24 protein-coding genes and 1 pseudogene are annotated in these 23,329 nt (G+C 67.6%); 5 read left to right on the forward strand and 20 right to left on the reverse strand.

What is annotated here, in order from left to right; genetic code table 11:
- Positions 1 to 12: 12 nt before the first annotated feature.
- The 7 genes from OJF58_RS09635 to OJF58_RS09665 form a co-directional block, all read right to left on the reverse strand.
- The gene (locus tag OJF58_RS09635; protein WP_300783823.1) at positions 13 to 177 is read right to left on the reverse strand and encodes a hypothetical protein; all 165 of its coding nucleotides are present in this window, start codon (positions 175 to 177) and stop codon (positions 13 to 15) included.
- Entirely contained in the window at positions 174 to 1,304 is a 1,131-nt protein-coding gene (locus OJF58_RS09640) for a PepSY-associated TM helix domain-containing protein (RefSeq protein WP_300783824.1), read from the reverse strand. Before OJF58_RS09640 ends, OJF58_RS09635 begins: the two co-directional genes overlap by 4 nt.
- 4 nt (positions 1,305 to 1,308) lie before the next feature.
- Positions 1,309 to 3,726 (reverse strand): TonB-dependent siderophore receptor, encoded by a 2,418-nt coding sequence (locus OJF58_RS09645; RefSeq protein ID WP_300783825.1) that lies wholly within the window; start codon positions 3,724 to 3,726, stop codon positions 1,309 to 1,311.
- Positions 3,727 to 3,875: 149 nt separating this feature from the next.
- Positions 3,876 to 4,823 carry a FecR family protein gene (locus tag OJF58_RS09650; protein ID WP_300783826.1) on the reverse strand — a complete coding sequence of 316 codons (948 nt, stop codon included), beginning with the start codon at positions 4,821 to 4,823 and terminating at the stop codon, positions 3,876 to 3,878.
- Between the two features lie 84 nt (positions 4,824 to 4,907).
- Positions 4,908 to 5,432 carry an RNA polymerase sigma factor gene (locus OJF58_RS09655; RefSeq protein WP_300783828.1) on the reverse strand — a complete coding sequence of 175 codons (525 nt, stop codon included), beginning with the start codon at positions 5,430 to 5,432 and terminating at the stop codon, positions 4,908 to 4,910.
- A 58-nt stretch (positions 5,433 to 5,490) separates the two neighbouring features.
- Positions 5,491 to 6,465: an alpha/beta fold hydrolase gene (locus OJF58_RS09660; RefSeq protein WP_300783829.1), complete on the reverse strand. Its 975-nt coding sequence runs from the start codon at positions 6,463 to 6,465 to the stop codon at positions 5,491 to 5,493.
- Positions 6,466 to 6,580: 115 nt separating this feature from the next.
- Complete coding sequence (locus OJF58_RS09665; RefSeq protein WP_300783831.1) at positions 6,581 to 7,246, reverse strand: MSMEG_1061 family FMN-dependent PPOX-type flavoprotein; 666 nt, start codon at positions 7,244 to 7,246, stop codon at positions 6,581 to 6,583.
- Positions 7,247 to 7,356: 110 nt separating this feature from the next.
- Between OJF58_RS09665 and OJF58_RS09670 the strand changes: the two genes are divergently transcribed.
- Complete coding sequence (locus OJF58_RS09670; protein ID WP_300783833.1) at positions 7,357 to 7,656, forward strand: hypothetical protein; 300 nt, start codon at positions 7,357 to 7,359, stop codon at positions 7,654 to 7,656.
- 372 nt (positions 7,657 to 8,028) lie between these two features.
- Here OJF58_RS09670 and OJF58_RS09675 read toward each other — a convergent pair whose 3' ends face one another.
- Complete coding sequence (locus tag OJF58_RS09675) at positions 8,029 to 8,271, reverse strand: hypothetical protein (RefSeq protein WP_366526825.1); 243 nt, start codon at positions 8,269 to 8,271, stop codon at positions 8,029 to 8,031.
- Positions 8,272 to 8,342: 71 nt separating this feature from the next.
- On the opposite strand from OJF58_RS09675, the gene OJF58_RS09680 reads away from it, so the two are divergent.
- The 4 genes and pseudogenes from OJF58_RS09680 to OJF58_RS09690 all read left to right on the forward strand — a co-directional run bounded on the left by OJF58_RS09680 (position 8,343) and on the right by OJF58_RS09690 (position 12,508).
- Positions 8,343 to 9,005: an AAA family ATPase gene (locus OJF58_RS09680; RefSeq protein ID WP_300785231.1), complete on the forward strand. Its 663-nt coding sequence runs from the start codon at positions 8,343 to 8,345 to the stop codon at positions 9,003 to 9,005.
- Positions 9,006 to 9,100: 95 nt separating this feature from the next.
- The gene (locus tag OJF58_RS09685; RefSeq protein WP_300779380.1) at positions 9,101 to 10,300 is read left to right on the forward strand and encodes an IS256 family transposase; all 1,200 of its coding nucleotides are present in this window, start codon (positions 9,101 to 9,103) and stop codon (positions 10,298 to 10,300) included.
- A gap of 67 nt (positions 10,301 to 10,367) precedes the next feature.
- Positions 10,368 to 10,673, forward strand: a pseudogene (locus OJF58_RS27125) (DEAD/DEAH box helicase family protein); the annotation flags it as partial.
- A gap of 38 nt (positions 10,674 to 10,711) precedes the next feature.
- The gene (locus tag OJF58_RS09690) at positions 10,712 to 12,508 is read left to right on the forward strand and encodes a DUF3427 domain-containing protein (RefSeq protein WP_300783834.1); all 1,797 of its coding nucleotides are present in this window, start codon (positions 10,712 to 10,714) and stop codon (positions 12,506 to 12,508) included.
- Positions 12,509 to 12,562: 54 nt separating this feature from the next.
- On the opposite strand, the gene ccmI is transcribed toward OJF58_RS09690, so the two are convergent.
- The 12 genes from ccmI to OJF58_RS09750 all read right to left on the reverse strand — a co-directional run bounded on the left by ccmI (position 12,563) and on the right by OJF58_RS09750 (position 23,328).
- A complete protein-coding gene (gene ccmI / locus OJF58_RS09695) occupies positions 12,563 to 13,873 on the reverse strand; it encodes a c-type cytochrome biogenesis protein CcmI (RefSeq protein WP_300783836.1) in 1,311 nt (436 codons plus the stop codon).
- A 2-nt stretch (positions 13,874 to 13,875) separates the two neighbouring features.
- Positions 13,876 to 14,364: a cytochrome c-type biogenesis protein gene (locus OJF58_RS09700; RefSeq protein WP_300785233.1), complete on the reverse strand. Its 489-nt coding sequence runs from the start codon at positions 14,362 to 14,364 to the stop codon at positions 13,876 to 13,878.
- Positions 14,364 to 14,906: a DsbE family thiol:disulfide interchange protein gene (locus OJF58_RS09705; RefSeq protein WP_300783837.1), complete on the reverse strand. Its 543-nt coding sequence runs from the start codon at positions 14,904 to 14,906 to the stop codon at positions 14,364 to 14,366. The genes OJF58_RS09700 and OJF58_RS09705 overlap by 1 nt, the downstream gene beginning before the upstream one ends.
- A 127-nt stretch (positions 14,907 to 15,033) precedes the next feature.
- The gene (locus tag OJF58_RS09710) at positions 15,034 to 17,010 is read right to left on the reverse strand and encodes a heme lyase CcmF/NrfE family subunit (RefSeq protein ID WP_300783839.1); all 1,977 of its coding nucleotides are present in this window, start codon (positions 17,008 to 17,010) and stop codon (positions 15,034 to 15,036) included.
- A gap of 130 nt (positions 17,011 to 17,140) precedes the next feature.
- Positions 17,141 to 17,587 carry a cytochrome c maturation protein CcmE gene (gene ccmE / locus OJF58_RS09715; protein ID WP_300783841.1) on the reverse strand — a complete coding sequence of 149 codons (447 nt, stop codon included), beginning with the start codon at positions 17,585 to 17,587 and terminating at the stop codon, positions 17,141 to 17,143.
- Positions 17,584 to 17,754, reverse strand: a complete 171-nt coding sequence (gene ccmD / locus OJF58_RS09720; protein WP_300783843.1) for a heme exporter protein CcmD — start codon at positions 17,752 to 17,754, stop codon at positions 17,584 to 17,586. Before ccmD ends, ccmE begins: the two co-directional genes overlap by 4 nt.
- Entirely contained in the window at positions 17,751 to 18,821 is a 1,071-nt protein-coding gene (locus OJF58_RS09725; RefSeq protein WP_300783844.1) for an SGNH/GDSL hydrolase family protein, read from the reverse strand. The genes ccmD and OJF58_RS09725 overlap by 4 nt, the downstream gene beginning before the upstream one ends.
- Before the next feature lie 8 nt (positions 18,822 to 18,829).
- Complete coding sequence (gene ccmC, locus OJF58_RS09730) at positions 18,830 to 19,549, reverse strand: heme ABC transporter permease CcmC (protein WP_300783845.1); 720 nt, start codon at positions 19,547 to 19,549, stop codon at positions 18,830 to 18,832.
- A gap of 26 nt (positions 19,550 to 19,575) precedes the next feature.
- Complete coding sequence (gene ccmB, locus OJF58_RS09735; protein ID WP_300783847.1) at positions 19,576 to 20,238, reverse strand: heme exporter protein CcmB; 663 nt, start codon at positions 20,236 to 20,238, stop codon at positions 19,576 to 19,578.
- Positions 20,238 to 20,855 carry a cytochrome c biogenesis heme-transporting ATPase CcmA gene (ccmA, locus tag OJF58_RS09740; RefSeq protein WP_300783849.1) on the reverse strand — a complete coding sequence of 206 codons (618 nt, stop codon included), beginning with the start codon at positions 20,853 to 20,855 and terminating at the stop codon, positions 20,238 to 20,240. The genes ccmB and ccmA overlap by 1 nt, the downstream gene beginning before the upstream one ends.
- Positions 20,856 to 21,131: 276 nt before the next feature.
- Positions 21,132 to 22,322: an ABC transporter permease gene (locus OJF58_RS09745; protein ID WP_300783851.1), complete on the reverse strand. Its 1,191-nt coding sequence runs from the start codon at positions 22,320 to 22,322 to the stop codon at positions 21,132 to 21,134.
- A 7-nt stretch (positions 22,323 to 22,329) separates the two neighbouring features.
- Positions 22,330 to 23,328, reverse strand: coding sequence for an ABC transporter permease (locus OJF58_RS09750; protein WP_300783853.1), 999 nt, complete (start codon positions 23,326 to 23,328; stop codon positions 22,330 to 22,332).
- Position 23,329: the final 1 nt, after the last annotated feature.

Here is a 23,329-nt window from a genome sequence, read left to right on the forward strand (position 1 = left end):
TGGACCGGCCGCTCAGGATCGCCAGATGCAGACCAGGATGACGGCGAGCGGGGCAGCGAGCGCGGCCCACGAGACGGCCCGCCAGAGGGCGTCCTGGCCCAGCAGCGCGGCCAGCAGACCGAGCATCGTGAGGACCGCCAGGATTAAGGGCCATTTCCAGATCTGGCCGGCGCTCACGATGCCAGGCCCTCCATCTCGGCGATGTGCGACTCGACGGACGTGCGGCGGCGCGCGAACCAGAGGTAGAGACCGCTTCCCAGGACGCCGATCGCAACGAGATCGAACAGCGCCCAGAGGATCTTGAGCGGCATGCCGCCATAGTCGCCGAAATGGAGCGGTTGGGAGAGCAGGATCGCGGTCAGGTACCAGGGCAGGGTCCGGCTGTCGGTCAACGCGCCGGTCTCGGCATCGACCATCACCGGCTTCAGAAGACGGGAGGTCAAGGCGGTGTCGCCGCGCATGAACACCATGTAGTGGTGCGACGTCGTGAACAGGCTGCCCGGAAAGGCGACGAACGCCACGTCCATGCCGGGCGCGGCTTGCCGGGCCGTGTCAGTCGCACGCTGCGCCGAGCTCAGGGCCGAGAGTGGCGGCTTGCCGCGCCAGGCCATCGTCATATCGGCGAGCTCCGTGCCCTGCCACAGGCCGAGCAGCGGCAGGGTCAGCGTGTTGATGACGCCGGTGACGGCGACCACCAGAAGCCAGGCCGCCGTCGCGATTCCCAGCAGATTGTGCAGGTCGAGCCAGCGGGCGCGCGGCGCCTTCGCCGCCCGCACCGTCCCGAAGGTAAGCTTGCGCATGAAGGGCGCGTAGAGGACGATGCCCGACATCATCGAGGCGAGGAAGCAGAGCCCGACCGCGCCGATGAACAGCGTGCCGGGCAGGCCGGCGAACAGGTCGACGTGCAGCGCGCGGATGATGAACATCAGGCCCTGGCGTTGCGGCACGTCGTGGATCATCGCCCCGGTATGCGCGTCGTACTTGAAGATGGCGGTCGGCCCGCGCGCGTCCGCCGTCTTTGCCATGCCGACGAACCAGGCCGGTGCGTCGGGGTCGCGGGAGACATAGAGAACCTTGTCGCCGGGCCGGCGCCGGCTTGCGTCCTCGACGAGGCGATCGATGCTGACGAACGGCGTGCCAGGCGCGGCCTCGCTCGGTTCCACGGTGGCGCCGGTCCAGATGTCGATCTCTTCGGTGAAGATCAGCGGCAAGCCCGTCAGGCAGAGCAGCAGCAGGAACAGCGTGCAGACGAGACTCGTCCACTTGTGGACGCGATACCAGGCCTTGAGCGCCTTGGTCGACATCCGCCTACCAGTCGTAACGCAGCGTCAGGGTGACCTGACGGCTGTTGCCGTAGAAGCAGGCGGCGATGCTGGTGCAGAGATCAACGTACCTCGTGTCCATGATGTTGCGGGCGTTGAGCGCGAGCTTGACGCCCTGAAGCCTGGGATTGAGCTCGCCCAGCTCGTAGCTCACCAGGGCGTCGACCAGCACATAGCCCGGGACAAGCAAGGTATTCGTCGCGTCGCCGTAGCTCGGGCCGATGTAGCGAAAGCCAGCACCGAAACCGAGGCCGCGCAGGCGCCCTTCCTGGACCACGAAGTTCGACCACAGCGACCCGCGGTGCTGCGGAATGGTCGGCACCTGCATGCCGAGATCGTCGCCGGTGCTGCCGGTCACCTTGGCGTCGGTGTAGGCGTAGGAGCCGACGATGTTGAAGCCCGGCGCCAGCTTCGCTGTGGCGTCGAACTCGATGCCCTGCACCGTCACCTGACCGGTCTGCACGCTGAAGCCGGGATTGACCGGATCGGGGGTGAGCGCGTTCTGCTGGACGAGCCAGTAGGCGGCGAGCGTCGCCGAGATGTCGCCGTCCGCCGGCAGGTACTTCAACCCCACCTCGTACTGCTCGCCGCGACTCGGCTGGAAGGGCGTGCCGCCGAAGGTCGTACCCAGGGTCGGCTGGAACGAGGTCGCGTAGGAGACGTAGGGCGAGAGGCCGAAGTCGAAGACATAGTTCAGGCCGGCGCGACCCGAGAAAGCGCCGACCGCCTGGCCGCTCGTCGTGTGGGCCATGTAGTCCTGCGTCGTGGTGTCGACCCAGTCGTGGCGACCGCTCAACGTCAGCCGCCAGTGCTCGAGCGCAATCTGGTCCTGCAGGTAGAGACCGTACTGGTTCTGCCGCTGCGACGTGCTGACCGTGATGTCCGGCGGCGTCACCGCCTGGCCGTAGACCGGGTTGAAGACGTTCTGCAGCGGCGGCGCGGCGCCCACGCCCTGCCGGGTCTGGATGCCGGCGTGCACATAGTCGAAGCCGAGCAGGGCCTCGTGCTTCAGCGGGCCTGTCGAGAACTTCACCTGCGCCTGGTTGTCGATCGCGATGTTCTGCGCCGCCTCGATCACGTGATAGGCGAGGCGATTGAGGGTGAAGAGATTGTCCTGTAGGCCGGCGCCGCCCAGCGACTCCATGTCGATGTTGACCGAGGCGTAGCGCAGGTTCTGGCGCAGGGTCACCGCGTCGTTGACGCGATGCTCGAACTGGTAGCCGGCCCACCATTGGCTGCGTCCGAAGATGTTGTAGTTCGGCTCGCCGACGAAGGCGCTCATCGGCAGCGTGCCGTAGGGATTGGGCAGCACCGTGCCCTGCGCCGGCAGGAACTGCGTGCCGAGACCGAACACGTCGCGCTGGAACATCCCGAACAGCGTCAGCGTCGTGTCGTCGTCCGGCCGCCAGGTGAAGGCAGGCTGGATCATCGCCCGGCTGTCGTCGACATGGTCGATCTGCGTGCCGCCGCCATGCCACAGGCCGGTCAGGCGATAGAGGAACCGGCCGTCCCCGGTCAGCAGGCCGCCGATGTCGGCGCCGGCCTGCAGCCGGCCGAAGCTGTTGCCCTGCAGCTCGACCGCGTGCACCGGATCGCTGGTGGGCCGCAGGCTCACGAGGCTCACCATGCCGCCGGGCGGGATCTGGCCGTAGAGCGCCGAGGAGGGCCCGCGCAGGATCTCGACCCGCTCGATCCCGAACGGATCGACCCTGAATTCGGCGAAGTGGTTCGAGTCGGAGGGCAGTATCAGGCCATCGACATAGACCGGAGCCACGAAGCCGCGCACCCGGATGGTGTCGTAGCGCGAATCGATGGTGGCGCCGGCGCTGGTCGCCCCGGCGGTGTATTGGACGGCATCGTTCACCGACTGCACGTTCTGCGTCTGCATCTGGTCGCGGCCGATGACGGTGATGGCCTGCGGCGTTTCGAGAAGCGGCGTGTCGGTCTTGGTCGCCGTGGCGCTGCGGTAGGCGATGAAGCCGTCGACCGGTCCGGTCGCCGTTTCCGGCCGCTGCCCCTGCACCACCACGGGCGCGAGCTGGACCGCGTCGGACGGTGCGTTGGCATGCGCTTCCTTCTGCAACGTCACGGTCGTGGGGTTGGTGAAACGCGGCGTGAGCCCCGTTCCGGCCAGCAGCCGGCCGAGCGCATCCTGCGGCGTGAAGCTTCCCTTGACGCCCGGCGACTGGAGATCGCGCGCGATCGAGGCATCGAAGAAGAGCTGGATCCCGGTCGCTTCGCTGAAGCGGATGAGGGCCGAGCCGAGCGGCTGTGGCGCGATATCGAAGGTCCGGCTCGCGGCGGTTTGCGCCAGTTGGGGATCGGCCCCTCGTGGATCGGCCCACCATGGATCGGCCCGGGGGCCCTTGCGAGGCTCGGCCTGCGTCGCCGAGGCGACTCCCATGAAGGCCGCAGCTCCCGCAACCATCGCACAAGCAGCCCTGACCGAACGCATCTCCGCTCCCCGAACGCACCGACGCCCTGTCCTTGGGACGGACGAGCGGCCCGGCCGTATGAGGGCCGTGGCGCATTTTCTTCGGGGAGAGGCGGCGCTCAGCCGCTGGGCGAGAGGACGACCAGCCAGTCGGTGAAGCGGTGGAGGCGGATCGGCAAAGTGCTGGCGATCGTGGCCAAAGCCGCGTCGACCTGGCGCGTGTCGAACACCGCCGTCACCCTGAGGTCGCGCAACCGCGCATCGGTGAGCAGGATGCGGCCGCCGCGGCACCGTTGCAGGTCGGCGATGACCTCGCCGAGCGGCGCTTCCTGGAACACGAGACGGTCGCGCCGCCAGGCCTCGACAGCGCGCAGGTCGGCCGGCCGTGCGAGCTCGATCCGATCGGTCGTGTAGCGCACGGTCCGGCCCTGCTCGACGATCGTCGGCGGCCCGTCCGCGATCGAGACCGCCACCTTGTGAGCCGATACGGCAACGTCCACCGACCCGTCGCCGAGCTTGACGTCGAACGCGGTGCCCAACGCATGCGTGCGGCCAGCGCCGGCCTCGACGACGAACGGCCGACCGGGGTCGGGGAAAACGTCGAAAAAGGCCTCGCCCTCGATCAGGCGCAGATGACGGGCATTGGCGCTGAACGACACGGCAAGGGCGCTCGCGCCGGCCAGCTCGACCGTCGAGCCGTCCGCCAGCGCGAAGGTCCGCCGCTCGCCCGCCGTGGTCCTGAAATCGGCCAGGAGATCGGACAGGAGATCGGAGCGCAGGAACAGGACGCCGGCCGGGATCGCGACCGCCCCCACCGCCGCCGCCTGCAGCCAGCGCCGGCGGGTCCAGGGCCGGGGCACCGGCCGTCGGCTTCTCAGATGCGGCCCGAGGATATCGGCCCGTTGCCAGACCGCCTGCGCGCGCTGCCAGGCCGCCTCGTGCGCCGGGTCGGCCGTGCGCCATCGGTCGAAGGCACGGCGGTCCCTCTCGTCGGCCGACTTGTCGCGCAACACGACCAGCCAGCGCAGCGCCTCCTCGATCAGCAAGTCCCGGGCTCGATCCGACATGGTGCTCCACGGCGGTCGGGCCGCCGATCGTGTCTCCTTACCCGTTGGACGCGCGGGAAGCGACCCAGCGTGAGCCTGTAACGATTATTTGTCGATCGGCGGTTGGTCGTCGGCGGCCATCTCGCGCTCGATCGCCGCCAGGGCCCTGACCATGTGGGTCACCACGGTGTTGCGGCTGATGCCGAGGCGCCGGCCGATTTCGGCGAGGCTCAGCCCCTCGAACTTGCCCAGCACGAAGACCTCGCGGCAGCGCGGCGACAGGCCCTCGACCATCCGCGCGAGCCGCGCGAACTCGCTGCGGTGGAGCACGACGTTTTCCGGCGACGGCTGCCGGTCGGCCACCGCCTCGACGACCTGCGGCGCGGCCTGCAGCTCGATCCGCTGGCCGACATGGCGCTGGTGATCGATCGCGAGATTGGCGGCGATGGAGAACAGGAAGCCGCGCGGATTGTCGATCGCGGCGGCGTTCTGCGCGTTGGCCGCGCGCAGCCACGTTTCCTGCGTCAGATCCTCGGCGAGGGTCGCGTTGCTCAGCCGCCGCTGCAGGAAGCGCAGCAGCGCCGAGCGATGCCGGGCGAAGCTGGACAGCAGGCGGTGATGGTCGGCCATGGGCTCCCGTCGGTCGATGCCATGGCTGTAGCGATATTGAGAATGATTCGCAAGTCAGTTACGATTCGAGGAGCGCGGCCACCTGGCGGTCGATGAAGGCGGCATCCTCTGGATTGTCGCGCGGATTGCCGGCGCGATGGCCCCAGATCGAGGGGATCTCGACCAGGCGCGCGTCCCTGAGATGCGGCAGCTCGGCGCGATTGTCGTCGGTCTGGAAATAGAGGTCGGTCGCCGACGGCATCAGCAGCACGCGCGCCTTGATGCCGGCCAGCGCCGTCCGAAGGTCGCCGCGATAGAGCTCGTTGGCCGAGATGTCGGAATGCTGCCAAGTCCGGAGCTGGGCCAGCAGGTCGTGCAGGTTGCGCCGCAGGAAGCCCGCTTCCCACGAGCGCACCAGGAAGTCCTCGAGATCGCGGAAGCCAAGCCCGCGCCACAGCTCGCGGCGGTAGAAGGTCTGGCTCAGCGCCCAGCCGGCATAGATGCGGCCCATGGCGCGCAGCCCCTGCTCGGGCGTCGCGGCCGCCTGCAAGGTGGCGCGGATGCCTTCGAGGAAGACGAAGTTGTGCGGTGCCGTCCTGGCCGAGCCGCAGTTCACGACGATGCGCTCGACCGCGTCGCCGAACAGCGCCGCCCAGTGATAGGCCTGCTGCGCGCCCATCGACCAGCCATAGACCAGCTTCACGCGCTCGACGCCGAACACCTCCGCCAGCAGTCGGCGCTGCTGCATCACGTTGTCGTAGGTGGTGACCTCGGGGAAGCCGCCCGGCGTGTTGGAGGGCGAGCTCGAGAGCCCGTTGGTGAACATGTTGGGGATGACGACGAAGTAGCGGCTTGGATCGAGCGCGTGCTCGGGCGACACCAGCCACTCGATGTCGGTGTGGTGCGCCGAATAGCTGGTCGGATAGACGATGACGTTGTCGCGCCTGGCCGACAGCGTACCGAAGGTCTTGTAGACGATGCGCGCGTCCCTGAGCGTCCCGCCGCGCTGCAGGGCGACGTCGCCGCACGCGAAGATGCCTTCTTCAGCTCTCATAGGAGCGCGCCCAACCCCTTCGGTGTCATCCCGAGCCGAAGGCGAGGGATCTTTTGCGACGCCGAAGGATCCCTCGCGTGCGCTCGGGATGACACCGAACTTGTAATAGCCGCCACTACTTCATCGGCTCCCACAGCGACTCGCGGTAGGCGCGCTCGACGCGCGCCTCGCCGCTCGCCTTGTCGGCCTCGCTCAGGCCGAGCTGGTCGCCGATGATGCGGGCGATCGAGGGGAAGGCGCCCTTGGGTTGGGCGTACTCGCCGCTCCAGAGCTTGGCGCGCAGCAGCGCCTTGGCGCAGTGGAGATAGGCCTGGCGCACCGACACCACGATGGCGCATCGGGGCGCCTTGCCCTGCACCGCCATCGAGGCCAGCAGCTCGGGATCGACCGAGAGCCGGGCGGTGCCGGCGAGCCGCACCGTCTCGTTCACGCCCGGCAGCAGGAAGATCAGCGCGATCTCCGGGTTCGCCAGCAGGTTCCCGAGCGAATCGAGCCGGTTGTTGCCCGGCCGGTCGGGGATGGCGACGGTCTTCTCGTCCAGCACCTTGAACGAGCCCGGCGGGTCGCCGCGCGGCGTCACGTCCTCGCGGCCCTCGGCGTCGGACGTGGCGAGGAAGCAGATCGGCGACAGCTCGATATAGCGGCGGATGTGCGGGTCGATGCGGCCGATGTCCTTCTTTTCCGCCAGCGCGCTTACCGGCGGATAGGAGGCGACCAGCGCCCGGGCCTCCTCGGGGCCGAGCAGCGCGGGCACGAAAGAAGGAGAAAGAGCGTCCGGCATGAAGGTTCCCTCCCGACTTGGTCAAAAGCGTACCATGGGGTGCGACGAAACGGGCAACTCCTGTCGCGGGCCGGCGTTGGGACACGAGAGCCCGAACGAGGAGAGCCCCCATGTCCGACTATAACAATCGCGACCCCTACGACCCCTACAATAATTCCCGCTTCGAGCCCGTCGACAACGGCCGCGGCCCCTACATCCTGCTCGCCATCCTGGTGGCGATCGGCGTGATCGGCGGCCTGCTCTACTTCAACCACAATCCGGCGACCGACCAGCAGGCCAACGCGCCCGCCGAGACCCACGCGCCGGCGCCGGCCAGCCCGACGCCGATGCCCGCCACGCCGGGCGGCGCGGCCAATCCGGCGAATCCGACGGCGCCGGCCGCCCCGACCACGCCGGGCGGCACGCGCTGACGACGGCGCGCGGGCAGAAAAAAGGCCCGACCGCAGGTATGCAGCGGTCGGGCCGAGAGGCCTTTGTACTGTACGTCCCGTTCCTAGCACGGCCGGCTGTGAACAGAGCCATGCGGCCGTGCAAGGCAGGGATGCAATCGAACTGTCATCGATCCGCCGACTGGCCGTAGCCCTTTGCGACGAGCGCGTTCCACCCGAATCCGGACGGCCGACGAAAATACCCCATCGGCCGCACGGGGTGGGACAGCCCCGATGCCGGAAGGCATCGGGGTCTTCGCTTGCGCTGTCCTCGAACCACAGAGAAGTCGTGTCATCCCGAGCGCCGTGAGGGATCTTTTCCCTCGGTCTTTCGGCTCCGGATGACGCTGTCCCTTAGGCCGCCGGCATCCTGTCGATGAAGCCCACGATCGAGGCGAGCTTACCCTCGGGCGAAAGCGTGCCGAAATCCACGCCCTCGACCACCGCCGGCCCGTCGACCGGTCCCAGCGACCACGAGAAGCGCACGGCATCGTTGTGGCAATCGACTTTGGAAGTCCGCTTCAGCACGAAGCCCGGGAAGCGGGCCTGGACGGCCGCCAGCATGGCGTCGATCTCGCCGTGCCCGCTGCTCCCCATCAGCGGATCGCGATAGCGCCCCGACGCCGCCCACGCCCGCGCGATCGCCGCCCGCCGGCGCGCAGGACCGCATCCACTTCGTCCATGTCGCGCGCGAGGACGGCCGCGACCGGCCGTTCGATCCCGCGTCCGACATGCCGAGGCTGGTGCGCGCGGCGCAGGGCCTGCCGGACCTCAGGCTCCTGATCCTCGATCCCGTCGTGTCGGCGGTCACCGGCGACAGCCACAAGAACAGCGAGACCCGGCGCGGGCTGCAGCCGGTGGTCGACTTCGCCCAGAAGCTCGACTGCGCGGTGCTGGGCATCACGCACCTCGCCAAGAACTCGGGCGGCCGCGAGCCGCTCGACCGCGTCGCCGGCAGCCTCGCCTTCGGCGCTGTGGCGCGCATGGTGCTGGCCACCGTGAAGCCCGCCCGGCAGGACGCGCCGCGCCGCCTGGTGCGCGCCAAGTCCAACCTCGGCCCCGACACCGGCGGCTTCGAATACACGCTGGCGCTCGCGCCCGTGCCGGGCCACGCGCTCTGCGCCCAGCGCATCGACTGGGGCCAGCCGCTCGACGGCACCGCGCGCGAGCTGATGGCGGTCGAGAAGCCCGACGCCGGCCCGAGCGCCGTCGACGAGGCGGAGACGTTCCTGCGCGAGGCGCTGCGCGAGGGGCCGATGGCGACGCGGGACTTGAAGGAGGCGGCCGAAGCCAATGGCTACGGCTGGCGCTGCGTCGAGCGCGCTGTTTGATGGCGCCGTAGCGAGGGAGCGGCCTTGCGGGGGTCACCGGCGATTTCCGGTTAGGGTTGGGTTGCGAGCTCCAACCTGCACGCGAGGAACCACCGATGACCGAAGAGATGATGGACCTGCGTTCGCTTGTCGAGAAGGCCCCTGACGCTGACGTTCTGCGCGAGATGATCGCCTTTGCTGCCGAGCGCCTGATGGAGATCGAGGTCGGTGCGCTGACCGGCGCCGCCCATGGCGAGAAGAGCGCCACGCGACTGGCCCAGCGCAACGGCTATCGCGACCGGGATTGGGAGACGCGGGCCGGCACGGTGGAGCTGCGCATCCCCAAGCTGCGCCGCGGCAGCTACTTCCCCAGCTTCCTCGAGCCGCGCCGCATGGCCGAGAAGGCCCTGACCGCGGTGATCCAGGAGGCCTACATCCAAGGCGTCTCCACCCGATCGGTCGACGACCTGGTCAAGGCCTTGGGCATGAGCGGCATCTCCAAGAGCCAGGTCAGCCGGCTGTGCGAGGAGATCGACCAGCGGGTGAAGGCCTTCCTCGACCGGCCGATCGAGGGCGACTGGCCCTATCTGTGGATCGACGCCACCTACGTGAAGGTGCGCCAGGCCGGCCGCATCGTCTCGGTCGCCGTCATCGTCGCCGTCGGCGTCAACGCCGACGGCCGGCGCGAGGTGCTGGGCATGGATATCGGCCCGTCCGAAGCCGAGACCTTCTGGACGGCGTTCCTCAGGAAGCTGACGCGCCGCGGCTTGCGCGGCGTCAAGCTGGTCATCTCCGACGCCCATGAAGGTATCAAGGCAGCGATCTCCAAGATCCTCACCGCCACCTGGCAGCGCTGCCGCGTCCACTTCATGCGCAACGCCTTGGCGCATGCCGGCCGAAGCGGACGCCGCGTGGTCTCGGCCTTCATCGCCACCGCCTTCGCCCAGGACGATGCCGAGCAGGCGCGTGCGCAGTGGCGGCGTGTCGCCGATCAGCTCCGACCCAAGGTCCCCAAGCTGGCTACCCTGATGGACGAGGCAGAGCCCGATGTGCTCGCCTACATGAGCTTCCCGGCACAGCACCGGGTCAAGCTGCACTCGATCAACCCCCTGGAGCGCCTCAACGGCGAGATCAAGCGCCGCACCGAGGTCGTCGGCATCTTCCCCAATGAAGCGGCCATCGTTCGACTCGTCGGGGCCATCCTGCTCGAGCAGAACGACGAGTGGGCCGTCCAGCGCTCCCGCTACATCACGCTGGAAAGCATCGCCCCCGTAAGCGATGATCCTCTCGTCGGGCTGCCTGCTGTGGCTGCCTGATCGATCCGGCTCACGCCGAAGATCGCTGTGCTGACTCAGCGCCAGCTACACCACGTCTCGGGGCACGATCGAAGGCTTTGTCCGTGTCCTCTTTGTCGCTCACCGAGAGGAAATTCTCAATCAAGCTATCGCGACTTTCCGGCGAGTTCGTCCAGGGGCTCGGTTCGGTCGGTATACTGGAGACGAAAAAGACCCCTCCGCCGACGTTCTGTTCGCGTCGATTCAGACGCTTGGCCGAACCAAACACCTTCGGAACTTTCCACCGGATTGGTTCGACTACATCGTCGTAGACGAGTTTCATCATGCTGCGGCGCCGACATACCGGACGCTAATCGAGCACTTTACTCCTCGGTTCCTTCTTGGCCTGACAGCAACGCCGGAACGCACCGATGGGGGCGATCTGCTGGGCCTTTGCCAAGAAAACCTCGTCTTTCGCTGCGATATGTTGAAGGAATTACGGAGGGGCTGCTTTCCCCCTTTCGCTATCTGGGCATTCCCGACGAGGTCGACTATACGCAAATACCCTGGCGATCGACCGCTTTCGACGAAGAAGCACTGACGCAGGCTCTAGCCACACAGCAGCGAGCACAAAACGCATTCGAACAGCACCAGAAGCACGGTGGCCGGAAGTCGATCGGCTTCTGCTGCTCCATCGCGCATGCAGACTTCATGGCGCAGTTCTTCAATGAACGTGGCGTTCGTGCGGCCGCCATTCACTCTGGCCCGACATCCGCACCGCGGGTAACGTCGTTGGAGCAATTGCAAACTGGCCAACTTGATATCGTGTTTGCCGTGGACATCCTAAACGAGGGTGTCGACTTGCCGGAAATAGACACCGTTCTCATGCTGCGCCCAACAGAGTCGGTCATAGTATGGTTGCAGCAGTTTGGGCGAGGATTGCGCATCTCTGGTGGTAAGGACCGACTTAACGTCGTCGACTACATCGGAAATCATAGAATCTTCCTGACCAAGGCCAGAGCGCTCTTGCGTCTGGGCGAAGGCGATCGGTCGCTGGCTCTTGCCCTCGAAGCAATTGGAAGCGGCCAGTTCAAGTTTCCGCCAGGCTGCGAGGTGACATACGAACTCAAAGCCCTTGACCTGCTGCAGCAGCTCTTGCGACGGACAGACCACGGAGACGCGCTGGAGGGATTCTATGTGGATTTCAGGCAGCGGCACGGCGCGCGCCCAACCGCTCTTGAAACATTCCATGCTGGCTTCGACCTTCGCGCTACCGGCCATGGCGGTTGGTTTGGTTTCGTTGAGCATATGGGAGACCTTGATGGCGAAGCGGCGGAAGCGTTCCGTCGCTATCGAGCATTCTTGACCACGTTAGCAACCACGCCGATGACCAAGAGCTACAAGATGCTCTTGCTCAAGGCGATGATCGAAGAGAACGTCCTGCCTGGGCGCATCGCGCTTGATCCGCTTGCAAGCCGATTTGCGAACATCGCCGCTCGAAATCCGCGGTTCCGCCACGACGTAACGGTGTCTTTGGACAACCTTGACGACCTAAAGCGACTGCTCGTTCAAAATCCAATTGGGGCTTGGATTGGGGGCAGGGGCACCGGCGGAACATCATACTTCGATTTTCATGACAATGAATTCGGAACGTCATTCTCAGTGTCCGAGCCATTGGTGCCTGCCTTTCAGAAGCTCGTCTCGGAACTTCTGGAGGTGCGTATCGCCCAATATCTAGGCCGCAATCCTTCTGACCCGATTCCGACGGAAGAGATCGACGAGGCCTTGCCGGACCAAAGCGGCCCTGAACTTTGGAAAGAATATGCACGTGCCGAAATACCCGCGCTTTTCGGGGCTTCATTCAACCGCGGTAGTTGGAATGCTGGCATGGTGCTTACCGGTCGTAATCTGCTTCTCTTGATTACCTTGAAGAAGGGAAACCTAGCTGCCGGCAATCAGTACGAGGATCACTTCATCGACCCGCAGACTTTCCAGTGGCAAACACAATCCCAGACGACCCGGACATCGAGGCATGGTCGAATCATAAGCGGAGTGGAGGCAGGCCATCACGTTCATCTATTTGTGAGACCTTCTAAACTTCGCTCGTCTACTGCTGCACCGTTCATCTATTGCGGTCAGATCGGATTCGCCAAGTGGGAAGGCGAAAAGCCGATTACAGTGACCAGCCGACTCCCGCAGGCTGTGCCGAATTACTTACGTCGAGCTCTCAGAATAGCACCGACGCAATAAACCATCACAATCGGAGACTTGTTCACCGGGGTGAAAAATTGGCGACAAGCCGGGTCACTCGCCGGTCTCCTTGATCTTCTCCTCCAGCATCGCGCGGATCGGCGCGTCGGCGGGCAGCAGCGCCAGGAGCTTCTTCCAGCGGCGGGCGGCATCGGCCTTGTCGCCCCCGGCAAAGGAGGCGGCGCCGAGGTAGAAGAGGGCGAGGGCGTTGTCGGGCTGCGCCGCTTCGAGGCGCCTGAGCACGGCGACGGCCTGCGGCGGGGGCGGCGTGCCGGGCTGGATCTGACGCACCTCGGCCTCGGCCCAGTCGGCGAGCTGTTGTGGCCCGAGCGGTGCCAGCGCATCGGCCTTCCCATAGGCCTCGGCCGCCTTGTCGGGCTCGCCCAGCACGCGCCGCGCGTTGGCGAGCCGCAGCCAGCCGTCGCGGTCCTTCGGCGAGGCACGGAGCTTCGCATCGAGGCGATCGACCATGCCGCGGATCGCCTGCTGGCGCTGCTCGGGCGTCATCTTCGCCATCGCCTCGCGCTCCTCCGGCGTGGGCTGCGGCATGCCCGACAGGGAGGGCGGTTGCGCGGCCGCGACAGGCGGCGACTTGCGGTCGGGCTCGATGCTCTTCGGATCGATGCCGGACTGCTGAGCCACGCGCGCGATCTCGCCGCGCAGCATGGCGAGCCACGGCGCGCCCTCGGGCGAGCGTGCCTCGAGGTCGAGCCAGCGCGTGAGCGCCGCCTTCGGGTCGCCCGCCTGCGCCTCGTGCAGGCCGAGATAGAAGAGCGCGCGTGCGTCGGCCGGCTGCTTGTCGAGCGCGCGGCGGAAAAGCTCGACAGCGGGCTGGGGCACGACGCCCTGGGCCTGCTGCGTCAGGAGCTCGCCCAGCGCCGACAGGGTCTCGGGATCGTCGGGCTTCTCCTTCAGGCGCGCGCGGAGGGCGGCGATCTGCTGGTCGAGGCCGGGCGCGGTCTCGCGCGGCACGGCGGCGGGCGCGGTCGGGTGCGGCACGAAGGGCGCCGAGGGCAGGCCAGGCTGGCCGATGCGGAGATAGAGGCCGAGTGCGAAGGCCGGGATCAGGAGGCAGAGCACGGGCGGCAGGAAGCGGTGCAGCGCGGCGGCGGGCTTGCGCGCGGGCGCGGAGCCCTTGTCGGCGGCAGCGAGGATGCGGCGCTCGATCTCGGTGCGCGCGGCCTGGGCTTCCGGCGCGGCGAGGCTGCCTTGGGCGCGCTCGCGCTCCAGCTCGGCGAGCTGGTCGCGATAGATCGCAAGGTCGCCCTGCAGGCGGTCGGTCGTCCGAAGCCGTGCGCGCAGCAGCGGGATCAGGAGCACGCCCACGGTGCCCGCGGTCAAGAGCGCGAGGAGGAATTCGAGCACGGCTAGTCGCGCCGCCCGAGGAACGAGTCGAGCCGCGCCCGCTCTTCGTCGCTGAGCGGTGCCGGGCCGGGCGCGGCGGCGCGGCGGCGGTTGACGAGCCAGAGGCCAATCGCGCCCAGCAGCAGCACCGCCGGCGTGCCCAGCCAGAGGACCAGCGTGCGCGTCTTGAAGGGCGGCTTCAGCAGCACGTAGTCGCCGTAGCGCGCCACCATGTAGTCGAGCACCTGCCGGTCGGTGTCGCCCGCCACCAGCCGCTCGCGCACGGCGCGGCGGATGTCGTGCGCCACCTCGGCCGGCGAATCGTCGACCGATTCGTTCTGGCAGACGACGCAGCGCAGCTCCCGGCTCAGCGTCCGCGCCCTGGCCTCGAGCGCCGGATCGGACAGCATCTCCGACGGCTCGACGGCGAGGGCGGGCAGCGAGAGCGACAGGCTCAGGAGCAGGACGCACAACGTCCGCCGGCTTTTCGGTGCCTGCCCACCGCCGCCCATCACGACCCGGCCTTGAGGAGCGGCAGCAGGCGCTGCTCGACGTCCTTCTCCAGGATCGGCGCGCGGATGTGCAGGCGCACGATGCCCTGCGCGTCGATCAGGAAGGTCTCGGGCACGCCGGAGAGACCCCAGTTGACGGCCATCGAACCGTCGAGATCGTAGCCCGCGGCGGCGAAGGGATCGCCCAGCCGCTCGAGCCAGGCGCGCGCCTCCTCGGGCTTGTTCTTCCAGGCGACGCCGATGATGGTGACGCCCTCCTTCTGCGCCAGCCGCAGGAGCAGCGGCTGCTCGGCGAGGCAGGGCGTGCACCAGCTCGCGAAGAAGTTCACCAGCACCGGCTTGCCCGAGTGCAGGAGCGCGTCGGAGAGCGCGGGCTCGCCCGGCCGGAGCGCCGGCGCCGCGAGCGATGGCGCGGCCCGGCCCACCAGCGGCGAGCCGATCGACGCCGGATCGCGCCCCGACACCAGCGACCAGCCGAAGAAGCCCGCCAGGATCACGAGCGTCAGCAGCGGCAGCAGGTAGAGGAAGCGATTGGATTTCATGGGAGCGCGCCACTCCAATGGCGCTCATGTTCATGCGGACCGCGCGCATCTTGCGCGCTCATGAGCGGGCTGGAAGCCCGCGGTCCGGAAGATGCGCCACTGGAGTGGCGCGCTCCACTGAACATCATCATTCGGCGGCCTGTGCGACGATACGCGAGCGCCGCGGGGCGCCGATGCGCAGGCGGCGGTCGGAGAGGGAGACGAAGCCGCCCAGCGCGCAGAGCGCGGCGCCGAGCCAGATCCAGGGCGCGAGAGGATTGTCGTAGAGACGGACCGTCCAGCCCTTCTGCGCATCGCCCTCGCCCAGCGTGGCGTAGACGTCGCGCAGGAAGTTGGTGCGGATCGAGGTCTCGGCCGTCTCGCGCCGCTGCACGCGGAACATCCGTCGCTCCGGAGTCAGCACGGCGTAGGGCTTGCCGTCCCGGGTGAGCGTGATGGTGGCGCGCTCGGCGTCGTAGTTGGGACCGCGCACGGCCTCGACATTGGTGAGCGTCGCCTGCCAGCCGGCGAACGGCGCGCTGTCGCCGACCTTGAAGGTGCGGATCAGCTCGACGTTCCAAGCCGAGGTCGCCACCGCGCCCAGCACGACGAAGCCCAGCGCCGCGTGGCTGATCGTCATGCCGATCGAGGCGCGCGGCAGCGTAAGCAGCCGTCGCTTCGTCTCGGCCCATGGCGCGCGGCCCAACCGCACGCGGTCGGCGAATTCGAGGATGCTGCCCAGGATCAACCAGACACCGAAGCCGAAGGCGATCGCCGCCAGGGTCGCGCGGGCATCGATCACCGTCGCGGCGAGCACCATGCCGATCACCGCCACGGCGAAGGCCGCGCGCAGGCGCACCAGGGCGGGCCACAGCTCGGCCCGCTTCCAGCCCAGGAACGGACCCACGCACATCGCCGCGAACAGCGCGAAGGAGATCGGCACGAAGGTGATGTTGAAGAACGGCGGTCCGACCGAAACCTTGGCGCCCTCCACGAGGTCGAGGAACAGCGGATAGAGCGTGCCGATCAGCACCGTGGCGCAGAGCGTGCAGAGCAGCAGGTTGTTCACGATCAACGCGCCCTCGCGGCTCACCGGCTGGAACAGGCCGCCCGGCTGCAAGGTCGGCGCCCGCCAGGCGTAGAGACCGAGCGCGCCGCCGATCACCACCACCAGGAAGCCGAGGATGAACATGCCGCGCGCCGGATCCTGCGCGAAGGCGTGCACCGAGGTGAGCACGCCCGAGCGCACCAGGAAGGTGCCGAGCAGCGACAGCGAGAAGGCGAGGATCGCCAGCAGCACCGTCCAGCTCTTGAGCGCATCGCGCTTCTCGACGACGATGGCCGAGTGCAGCAGCGCGGTGCCGGCGAGCCACGGCATCAGCGAGGCGTTCTCGACCGGGTCCCAGAACCAGAAGCCGCCCCATCCGAGGATGTAATAGGACCACCAGCTCCCGAGCGTGATGCCGAGCGTGAGGAAGCACCAGGCGGCGAGCGTCCACGGCCGCACCCAGCGCGCCCAGGCGGCGTCGACGCGGCCCTCGATCAGCGCGGCGATGGCGAAGGCGAAGGTCACCGAGAAGCCGACATAGCCGAGATAGAGGAGCGGCGGATGAAAGGCGAGGCCGGGATCCTGCAAGAGCGGATTCATGCCGTTGCCGTCCGGCGGCGCGGGCGAGAGGCGCAGGAACGGGTTCGAGGTGAAGAGGATGAAGGCGAGGAAGCCCACGCCGATCCAGGCCTGCACCGCGAGCACGCGCGCGCGCAGGGAGTCGGGCAGGTTCTCGCCGAACAGCGCGACCGCGCCGCCGAACACGGCGAGGATCAGCACCCAGAGCATCATGGAGCCTTCGTGATTGCCCCACACGCCGCTGATTTTATAGAGCAGCGGCTTGGCCGAGTGCGAGTTGGCGACCACGGTCGCGACCGAGAAGTCGGACGTCACGTAGGCTCCGGTGAGCGCGGCGAAGGAAAGGATGATCAGGCCGGCCTGCGCGAGCGCCGCCGTGCGGGCGAGCGCCATCAGCCGGATGTCGCCGCGCGAGGCGCCCACCAGCGGCAACGTCGCCTGCACCAGCGCCACCGCCAGCGCCAGGATCAAGGCGTAGTGGCCGAGCTCGGGGATCATACGTCCCCCTCCCCATCGCAAGCCGTGTCATCCCGAACGAAGTGAGGGATCTTTTGCGATTCCGACCAAAGATCCCTCGCCATGCTCGGGATGACACGAACAGGAATTTGCAAAAAGGGACGACGGAAGATCATTTCACCGTCCCCTCGCCTTCCTGCCAGCGGCCGGACTCCTTCAGCGCCTTGGCGACCTCGGGCGGCATGTATTTCTCGTCGTGCTTGGCCAGCACCTCGCGCGCAGTGAAGATTCCGTCGGCACCGAGCGAGCCCTCGACGATCACGCCCTGCCCCTCGCGGAACAGATCGGGCAGGATGCCGCGATAGACCACCTCGACACTGCGCCTGAGATCGGTGACGCGAAAGCGCACCTCGGTGCCCTCCTTGCGCACACTGCCGTTCTCGACCAAGCCGCCGATCCGCAGGCGACGATCCGGCGGCAGATGCTTCTCGGCGAGCTGGGTCGGCGAATAGAAGAAGACGATATTGTCGGAAAGCGCCGACAGCACCAGCGCCGCCGCCACCCCCAGCACACAGAGCGACCCCAGCAGCAGCCACAGCCGCTTGCGCTTGGGCGTCACCGCCGCCGCTCCAGCCCGCGGCTGGCCAGGGCCCGCCGCGCCTTGCGGTGCTGGCCGACAGAGACCACGACCAGCCCGCCGATCGCGGCCAGGGCCGCGCCATAGGCGCTCCAGATGAAGGCGCCGTAGCCGCCCATGGCGAAAAAGCCCGAAGCCAACAGGATCATGGCGCGTGGGATAGCCCAACGGGCTGGGCCGAGGAAGCATCGGCCGAGCGGCGCTTTGCCACGATTTGCCTCAAGATGTAGTCGGCGATCTTGCTGTGCGTCATGGGCTTGGGGTGGCCGTCCGCGCGACCGATGACATAACGCAGTTGGTGGCGGCGATAGTCCGGGACGATTCGCTGCACCGGGTCGACCACGACGCCGGCCGCTGTCAGGTCGTGGGCGAGCTCGTCGAGCCGCTTGTCGTCGACCATGGTCCAGAACAGCACATGGAACTCGGCCTTGGGGGCGATGCGCCAGATCTCGCGCGCCGCCTCGACCATGACGGCCGCGGTGAGCTCGGTCTCGGCCCGCGTGCCGAAGCGATCGACGCCGTAGATGAGCCGCCGCCAGCCCAGGATGCCTTCGTCGAGATCGGGCGGCGGGTCGTGCGGCCGGGTATCGAAATTGCCGTCGCGCACTGGCCTGCCGTCGGCGCCCAGGCGATAGCGCGGCCCGTGCGGATCCCAAGGCGCGAGCCGGCTGGTGACGCGGCCGATATGCTCGGCGATGAAGAAATAGATCACGTGCGTGGGTGTGCAGCGCAGGATCTTCTGGAAGCGACCGGACTGCAGGCCGGCCAGCATCTGGTGCGGCCCCGAGCCGCCGATCCCGAAATTGTAGACCGCGAGCCGGCCCTTGCCGCGCTCGGCGAGCTGCCAGGCGTAAGTCTGGTCGTCCTGCACGCCGATGCCGAAGGTGTTGGAATCGCCGAACAGCACGATGCAGGCATCGGGATCGGCCGGCTCGGGCGGCATCACGCGAAAGCCGTCGGGGCCGATCCCGTAGCTGACGTCGTAGATCGTCCGGCCGGGCGCGACGAGGCGCGCCGTCACGCGCTGGTTGGGCTTCAGCAGATAGCCCATATCGTCGAACAGGTCGTAGCTTTCGAGCCTGGTGATCGCGCCCTCGAGATGCGTGTCGCTGCCCGGCGCCGGCTGCAGGCTGCGATAGAGCAGGAAGGCGGCCACGCCCGCCAGCACGGCCGCGAGATTGATGCCGAGAAAAAGCCGGCGGCCGCGTCGGTCCATGACGTCCGCTAGTCCTGGTTCTCGGCGATCTCGAGGCGGCGGCGATCGATCTCGGTCTCGGTGCGCAGCAGCACCAGCGCGACGAAAAGCAGCGCCATGGCGCCCATCATCCAGAGCAGCGGCCACAGCAAGGACGGGTCGATCGCGGGTCCGCCGAGACGCATGATCGATTCGGGCTGGTGCAGGGTGTTCCACCAGTCGACCGAGAACTTGATGATCGGCACGTTGATCGCGCCCACGACCGCCAGGATCGCCGCGGCACGATCGCCACGTTCGGAATCGTCGTAGGCGCGGCTGAGCGCAATGTGGCCGAGATAGAGGAAGAAGAGCAGCAGGAACGAGGTGAGACGCGCATCCCACACCCAGTAGGTGCCCCACATCGGCCGGCCCCACAGCGAGCCCGTGATCAGGCAGACGGCGGCATAGGTCGCACCCACCGGCGCCGCGGCCCGCGCCATCAGACCGGCCAGCGGATGGCGCCACACGAGCAGCGACGCGCCGAGCGCCGCCAACAGGAGATAGCCCGCCATCGACAGCGAGGCCGTCGGCACATGCAGGAACATGATGCGGACCGTGTCGCCCTGCTGATAGTCGGGCGGCGCGATCACCAGCCCCCAATAGAGGCCGATCGTCAGCGCCAGCGCCGTCACCACCCAGAGCGCGGGCAGCACACGCTGGCTGAAGCGGCGAAAGCGCGCGGGATTGGCGAAGAAGTGGAGGGCAGCCATGTCGGATCCGTGCGCCCTCTATCGCCTCACTCGCCGGCCTGGCGCAAGGCCGCGGCGATCGCCCACGGCAGCGTCGCCAGTGCGACCAGCGCCAGCGCGCCCAGGATCGCCACATGGACCACGAAGCTTTCTCCCGTCGCGGTCGCCTCGATCGCCGAGGCGCCGAAGATCAAGGTGGGCACGCAGAGCGGCAGCGCCAGCAGCGCCAGCAGCGCGCCACTGCGTCGCGCCCCCAGGGTGAGCGCGGCGGCCAGCCCGCCGATCAGGGAGAGTGCCGGGGTGCCGACCAGCAGCGTCAGCGCCAGCACGGCAAGGCTTCGATCATCGAGGCCGAAGGCAAGGCCGATCAGGGGCGCCAGCACCGCGAGCGGCAGGCCGGTCACCACCCAGTGGGCGGCGCATTTGGCGAGCGCCGCCAGTTCCAGCGGCCATGGCGCCAGTAGCAGGAGATCCAGCGCGCCGTCCTCGTAGTCGGCCGCGAACAGCCGATCGAGCGAGAGCATCGAGGCAAAGAGGGCGGCGGCCCACAGCACGCCGGCGGCGATGCGCGCCAGCAGGTTGGCTTCCGGCCCGATGCCCAACGGGAACAGCACCGTGGCGATAACGAAGAACGCCAGCACGACCGCCACGTCGCCCGGCCGCCGCCATACCAGCCGCAGGTCGCGCAGAAAAAGCGCCACGATGGCCATCAAACACCGAGCTCGAGCACGCGCGCGTGTTCCAGCGGCGCATGGGTCGCGGCCACGACGAGGCCGCCTGTGGCACGGTGTCGGGACAGCACCTCGTGCAAGGCCTTCTGCGCCGGCGCGTCGAGCGCATTCAGCGGCTCGTCGAGCAGCCACAAAGATGCCTGCGAGGCAGCTACCCGCGCGAGCGCCGCACGGCGGCGCTGGCCGGCGGACAAGGTGCGGACGGGGCGTTGCCGCAGGGAGGCGAGATCGAACGCCGCGAGCGCTGCCCCGATCCGCTCCGAATCCGCCTCGCGGCCATGCAACCGCTCGGCGACCGCGATATTCTCGAGCACCGTCAGATCGCCCTTCAGCCCATCCTGATGGCCGAGCCAGGCGAGTCTCGCGCGCCAGGCTTCCCGCTCCTCGCGAACTTCCTCGCCCCGCCACAGAATCGTGCCGGCCCGAGGCGTGACAAGCAGGGCGAGTGCGCGCAACAGCGTGGTCTTGCCGCTGCCGTTGCGGCCGGTCAGCGTCAAGAGGTCGCCGTTCGCAAGCGCGAAAGAAACCCCGTCGAATACCCGCCGTCCGCCGCGGCGGCAGGCCAGGCCCGAGACTTCGAGAAGGGCGGTCGTCATGCGCCGCCCTCGTACCATGCTCGGCTTGCACTGCGCCGGAAAGAAAAAGGCCGTCCTGTCGGGGGAGAATGACAGGACGGCCGAACGCCTCCGAAGAGGCTGAACGTGGCTTTGGGGGGACCACGTTCGGGGGAGATACAGCCCGAACATGGAAAGCCGGGGTGGCCGTCGCTAGACCCAAATAGGGCGGAAGTGTGATTTTTTAATCACACTAGGATTCGGCGGGTCTTTTGGCGATTTCGCCGATTTTTCAGCCGCTTACCGGCGAGCCATGCTTTACGCGTAGGGATCGGCCGCATCGCGCATGCCGTCACCCATGAACTGATAGGCCAGAATCACCAGAATCACCGGCACGACGGGCATCATCAGCCACCAGTTCACGGCCACCACATTGATGTCGGTCGCCTCGTTCAGCAGCACCCCCCAGGAGGTGATCGGCGGCCGCAGACCCAGGCCCAGGAAGCTGAGCGCCGTCTCGGCCAGAATCATGCTCGGGATGGAAAGGGTCGCCGAGGCGATCAGGTGGCTCATGAAGCCCGGCAGCAGATGGCGGCCGATGATGCGCGCGGGCTTTGCCCCCATCATTTGCGCGGCAACGGCATAGTCCTCCTCGCGCAGCGCCAGGAGCTTGGAGCGAACGGCGCGACCGAGGCTCGGCCAGTCGAGCAAGGCCAGGATCAGGGTGATGCCGAAATAGATCAGGAGCGGCGACCAGGTGACGGGCAGCGCCGCCGACAGCGCCAGCCAAAGCGGCAGGTGCGGGAAGCTCTTCAGGATCTCGGTGATGCGCTGGACGACCAAATCGACCCAGCCGCCATAGTAGCCGGCGAGCCCGCCCAGGATCAGCGCCAGCGCGAAAGAGAGCACGATACCGATGATGCCGATGGTGAGCGAGATGCGCGCGGCGTAGACGATGCGGCTCAACATGTCGCGGCCCAGCCGGTCGGTCCCCAGCAGGAAGAGGGTGCCGTTCTCGGGTGGACAGACGAAGTGGAAGGAGCCCTCGATCAGGCCCCAGAACTTGTAAGGCTCACCACTGCAGAAGAAGCGCAGCTTCTGCGGCGCGCCGTGCTCCGGTTTGTAGACCCTCTGCAGCGTGTCCAGGTCGCGATGGACGGAGAAGCCGTAGACATAGGGCCCGATGAGCTTGCCGTCGTGGAAGAGATGGACTGCCTGCGGCGGCGCGAAGATATACCTGATGTGCCGCGTATGCAGGTCGTAGGGAGCGATCCATTCGCAGATCAGGATCGAGAAGTACATGATCGTCAGGAAAAGGGCCGAGACCACTGCCGGCCGGTGGCGGCGGAAGCGCCACCACATCAGCTTCCACTGGCCGGCCATGTAATACTTTTCCTGATCGGCGCTGAGCCTGTCGGCGACGTAGGGATCCCACGGCTCGCGGCTCACGAAGTGGGGCGTCTGGCTGGCCGGGCGCCCGCGCGACGGCCGGGGAGCGGTGTCGCTCATCCTTCCCTCACCTCTCGCCGGCCGCGCCGAAGCGGATGCGCGGATCGAGCGCCGCCAGCAGGAGATCGGAGATCAGCATGCCGATCACGGTGAGCACGGCCACGAACAGCAGGAAGGTGGCCGCGAGGTTCACGTCCTGAGTCTTGAGCGCGGTGAGCAGCATCGGCCCCATGGTCGGCAACGACAGCACCACCGACACGATGACCGATCCCGAGACGACCTCGGGCAGGAGATGGCCGATATCGGCGACGAACGGATTGATGGCATGGCGCAGCGGATACTTGACCAGGAGCTTGAGCGGCGGAAGGCCCTTGGCGCGGCCGGTGACGACGTACTGCTTCTGCAGCTCGTCCAGCAGGTTGGCACGCAGGCGGCGGATCATGCCGGCAGTCCCGGCGGTGCCGATGACGATCGTCGGGATGACGAGGTGCTGGGCCACCGAGGAGACCTTGGCCCAGGACAGCGGCTGCTCGATGAATTCGGGATCCATCAGCCCGCCGATCGAGACGCCGAAATAGACCTTGCCGACATAGAGCAGCACCAGCGCCAGCAGGAAGTTGGGGATTGCGAGCCCCAGAAAGCCGATGAACGAGGCGGCATAGTCGCCCAGCTTGTACTGGTGGGTCGCGGCATAGACGCCGATCACGAACGAGACGGTCCAGATGAAGATGATGGTGCAGCTTTCCATGACGACGGTGAGCGCCAGCCGTTCGCCGATCAGATCCTTCACCGGGACCGTGTCCTGGCAGGACAGACCGAAGTCCCAGTGGAAGATGCCGCCCAGCCAGTGGAAATAGCGATACCACACGGAATGATCGAGACCGTAGAGGGCCCGCAGCTCGCCGGCGCGCGCGAGCGCATCGGCGTCGCCGCGCGCCAGCAGCTCGTCGATCTGCGCCGTGACGCAATCGCCGGGCGGCATGTTGATGATCATGTAGACCAGCAGGCTGATGACGAAGAGCGTGGGGATCATCAGCAGCAGGCGCCGGGCGACGTAGTGGAGCATG

It is taken from the genome of Enhydrobacter sp. (genome assembly GCF_030246845.1).
Classification (GTDB): Bacteria; Pseudomonadota; Alphaproteobacteria; order Reyranellales; family Reyranellaceae; genus Reyranella.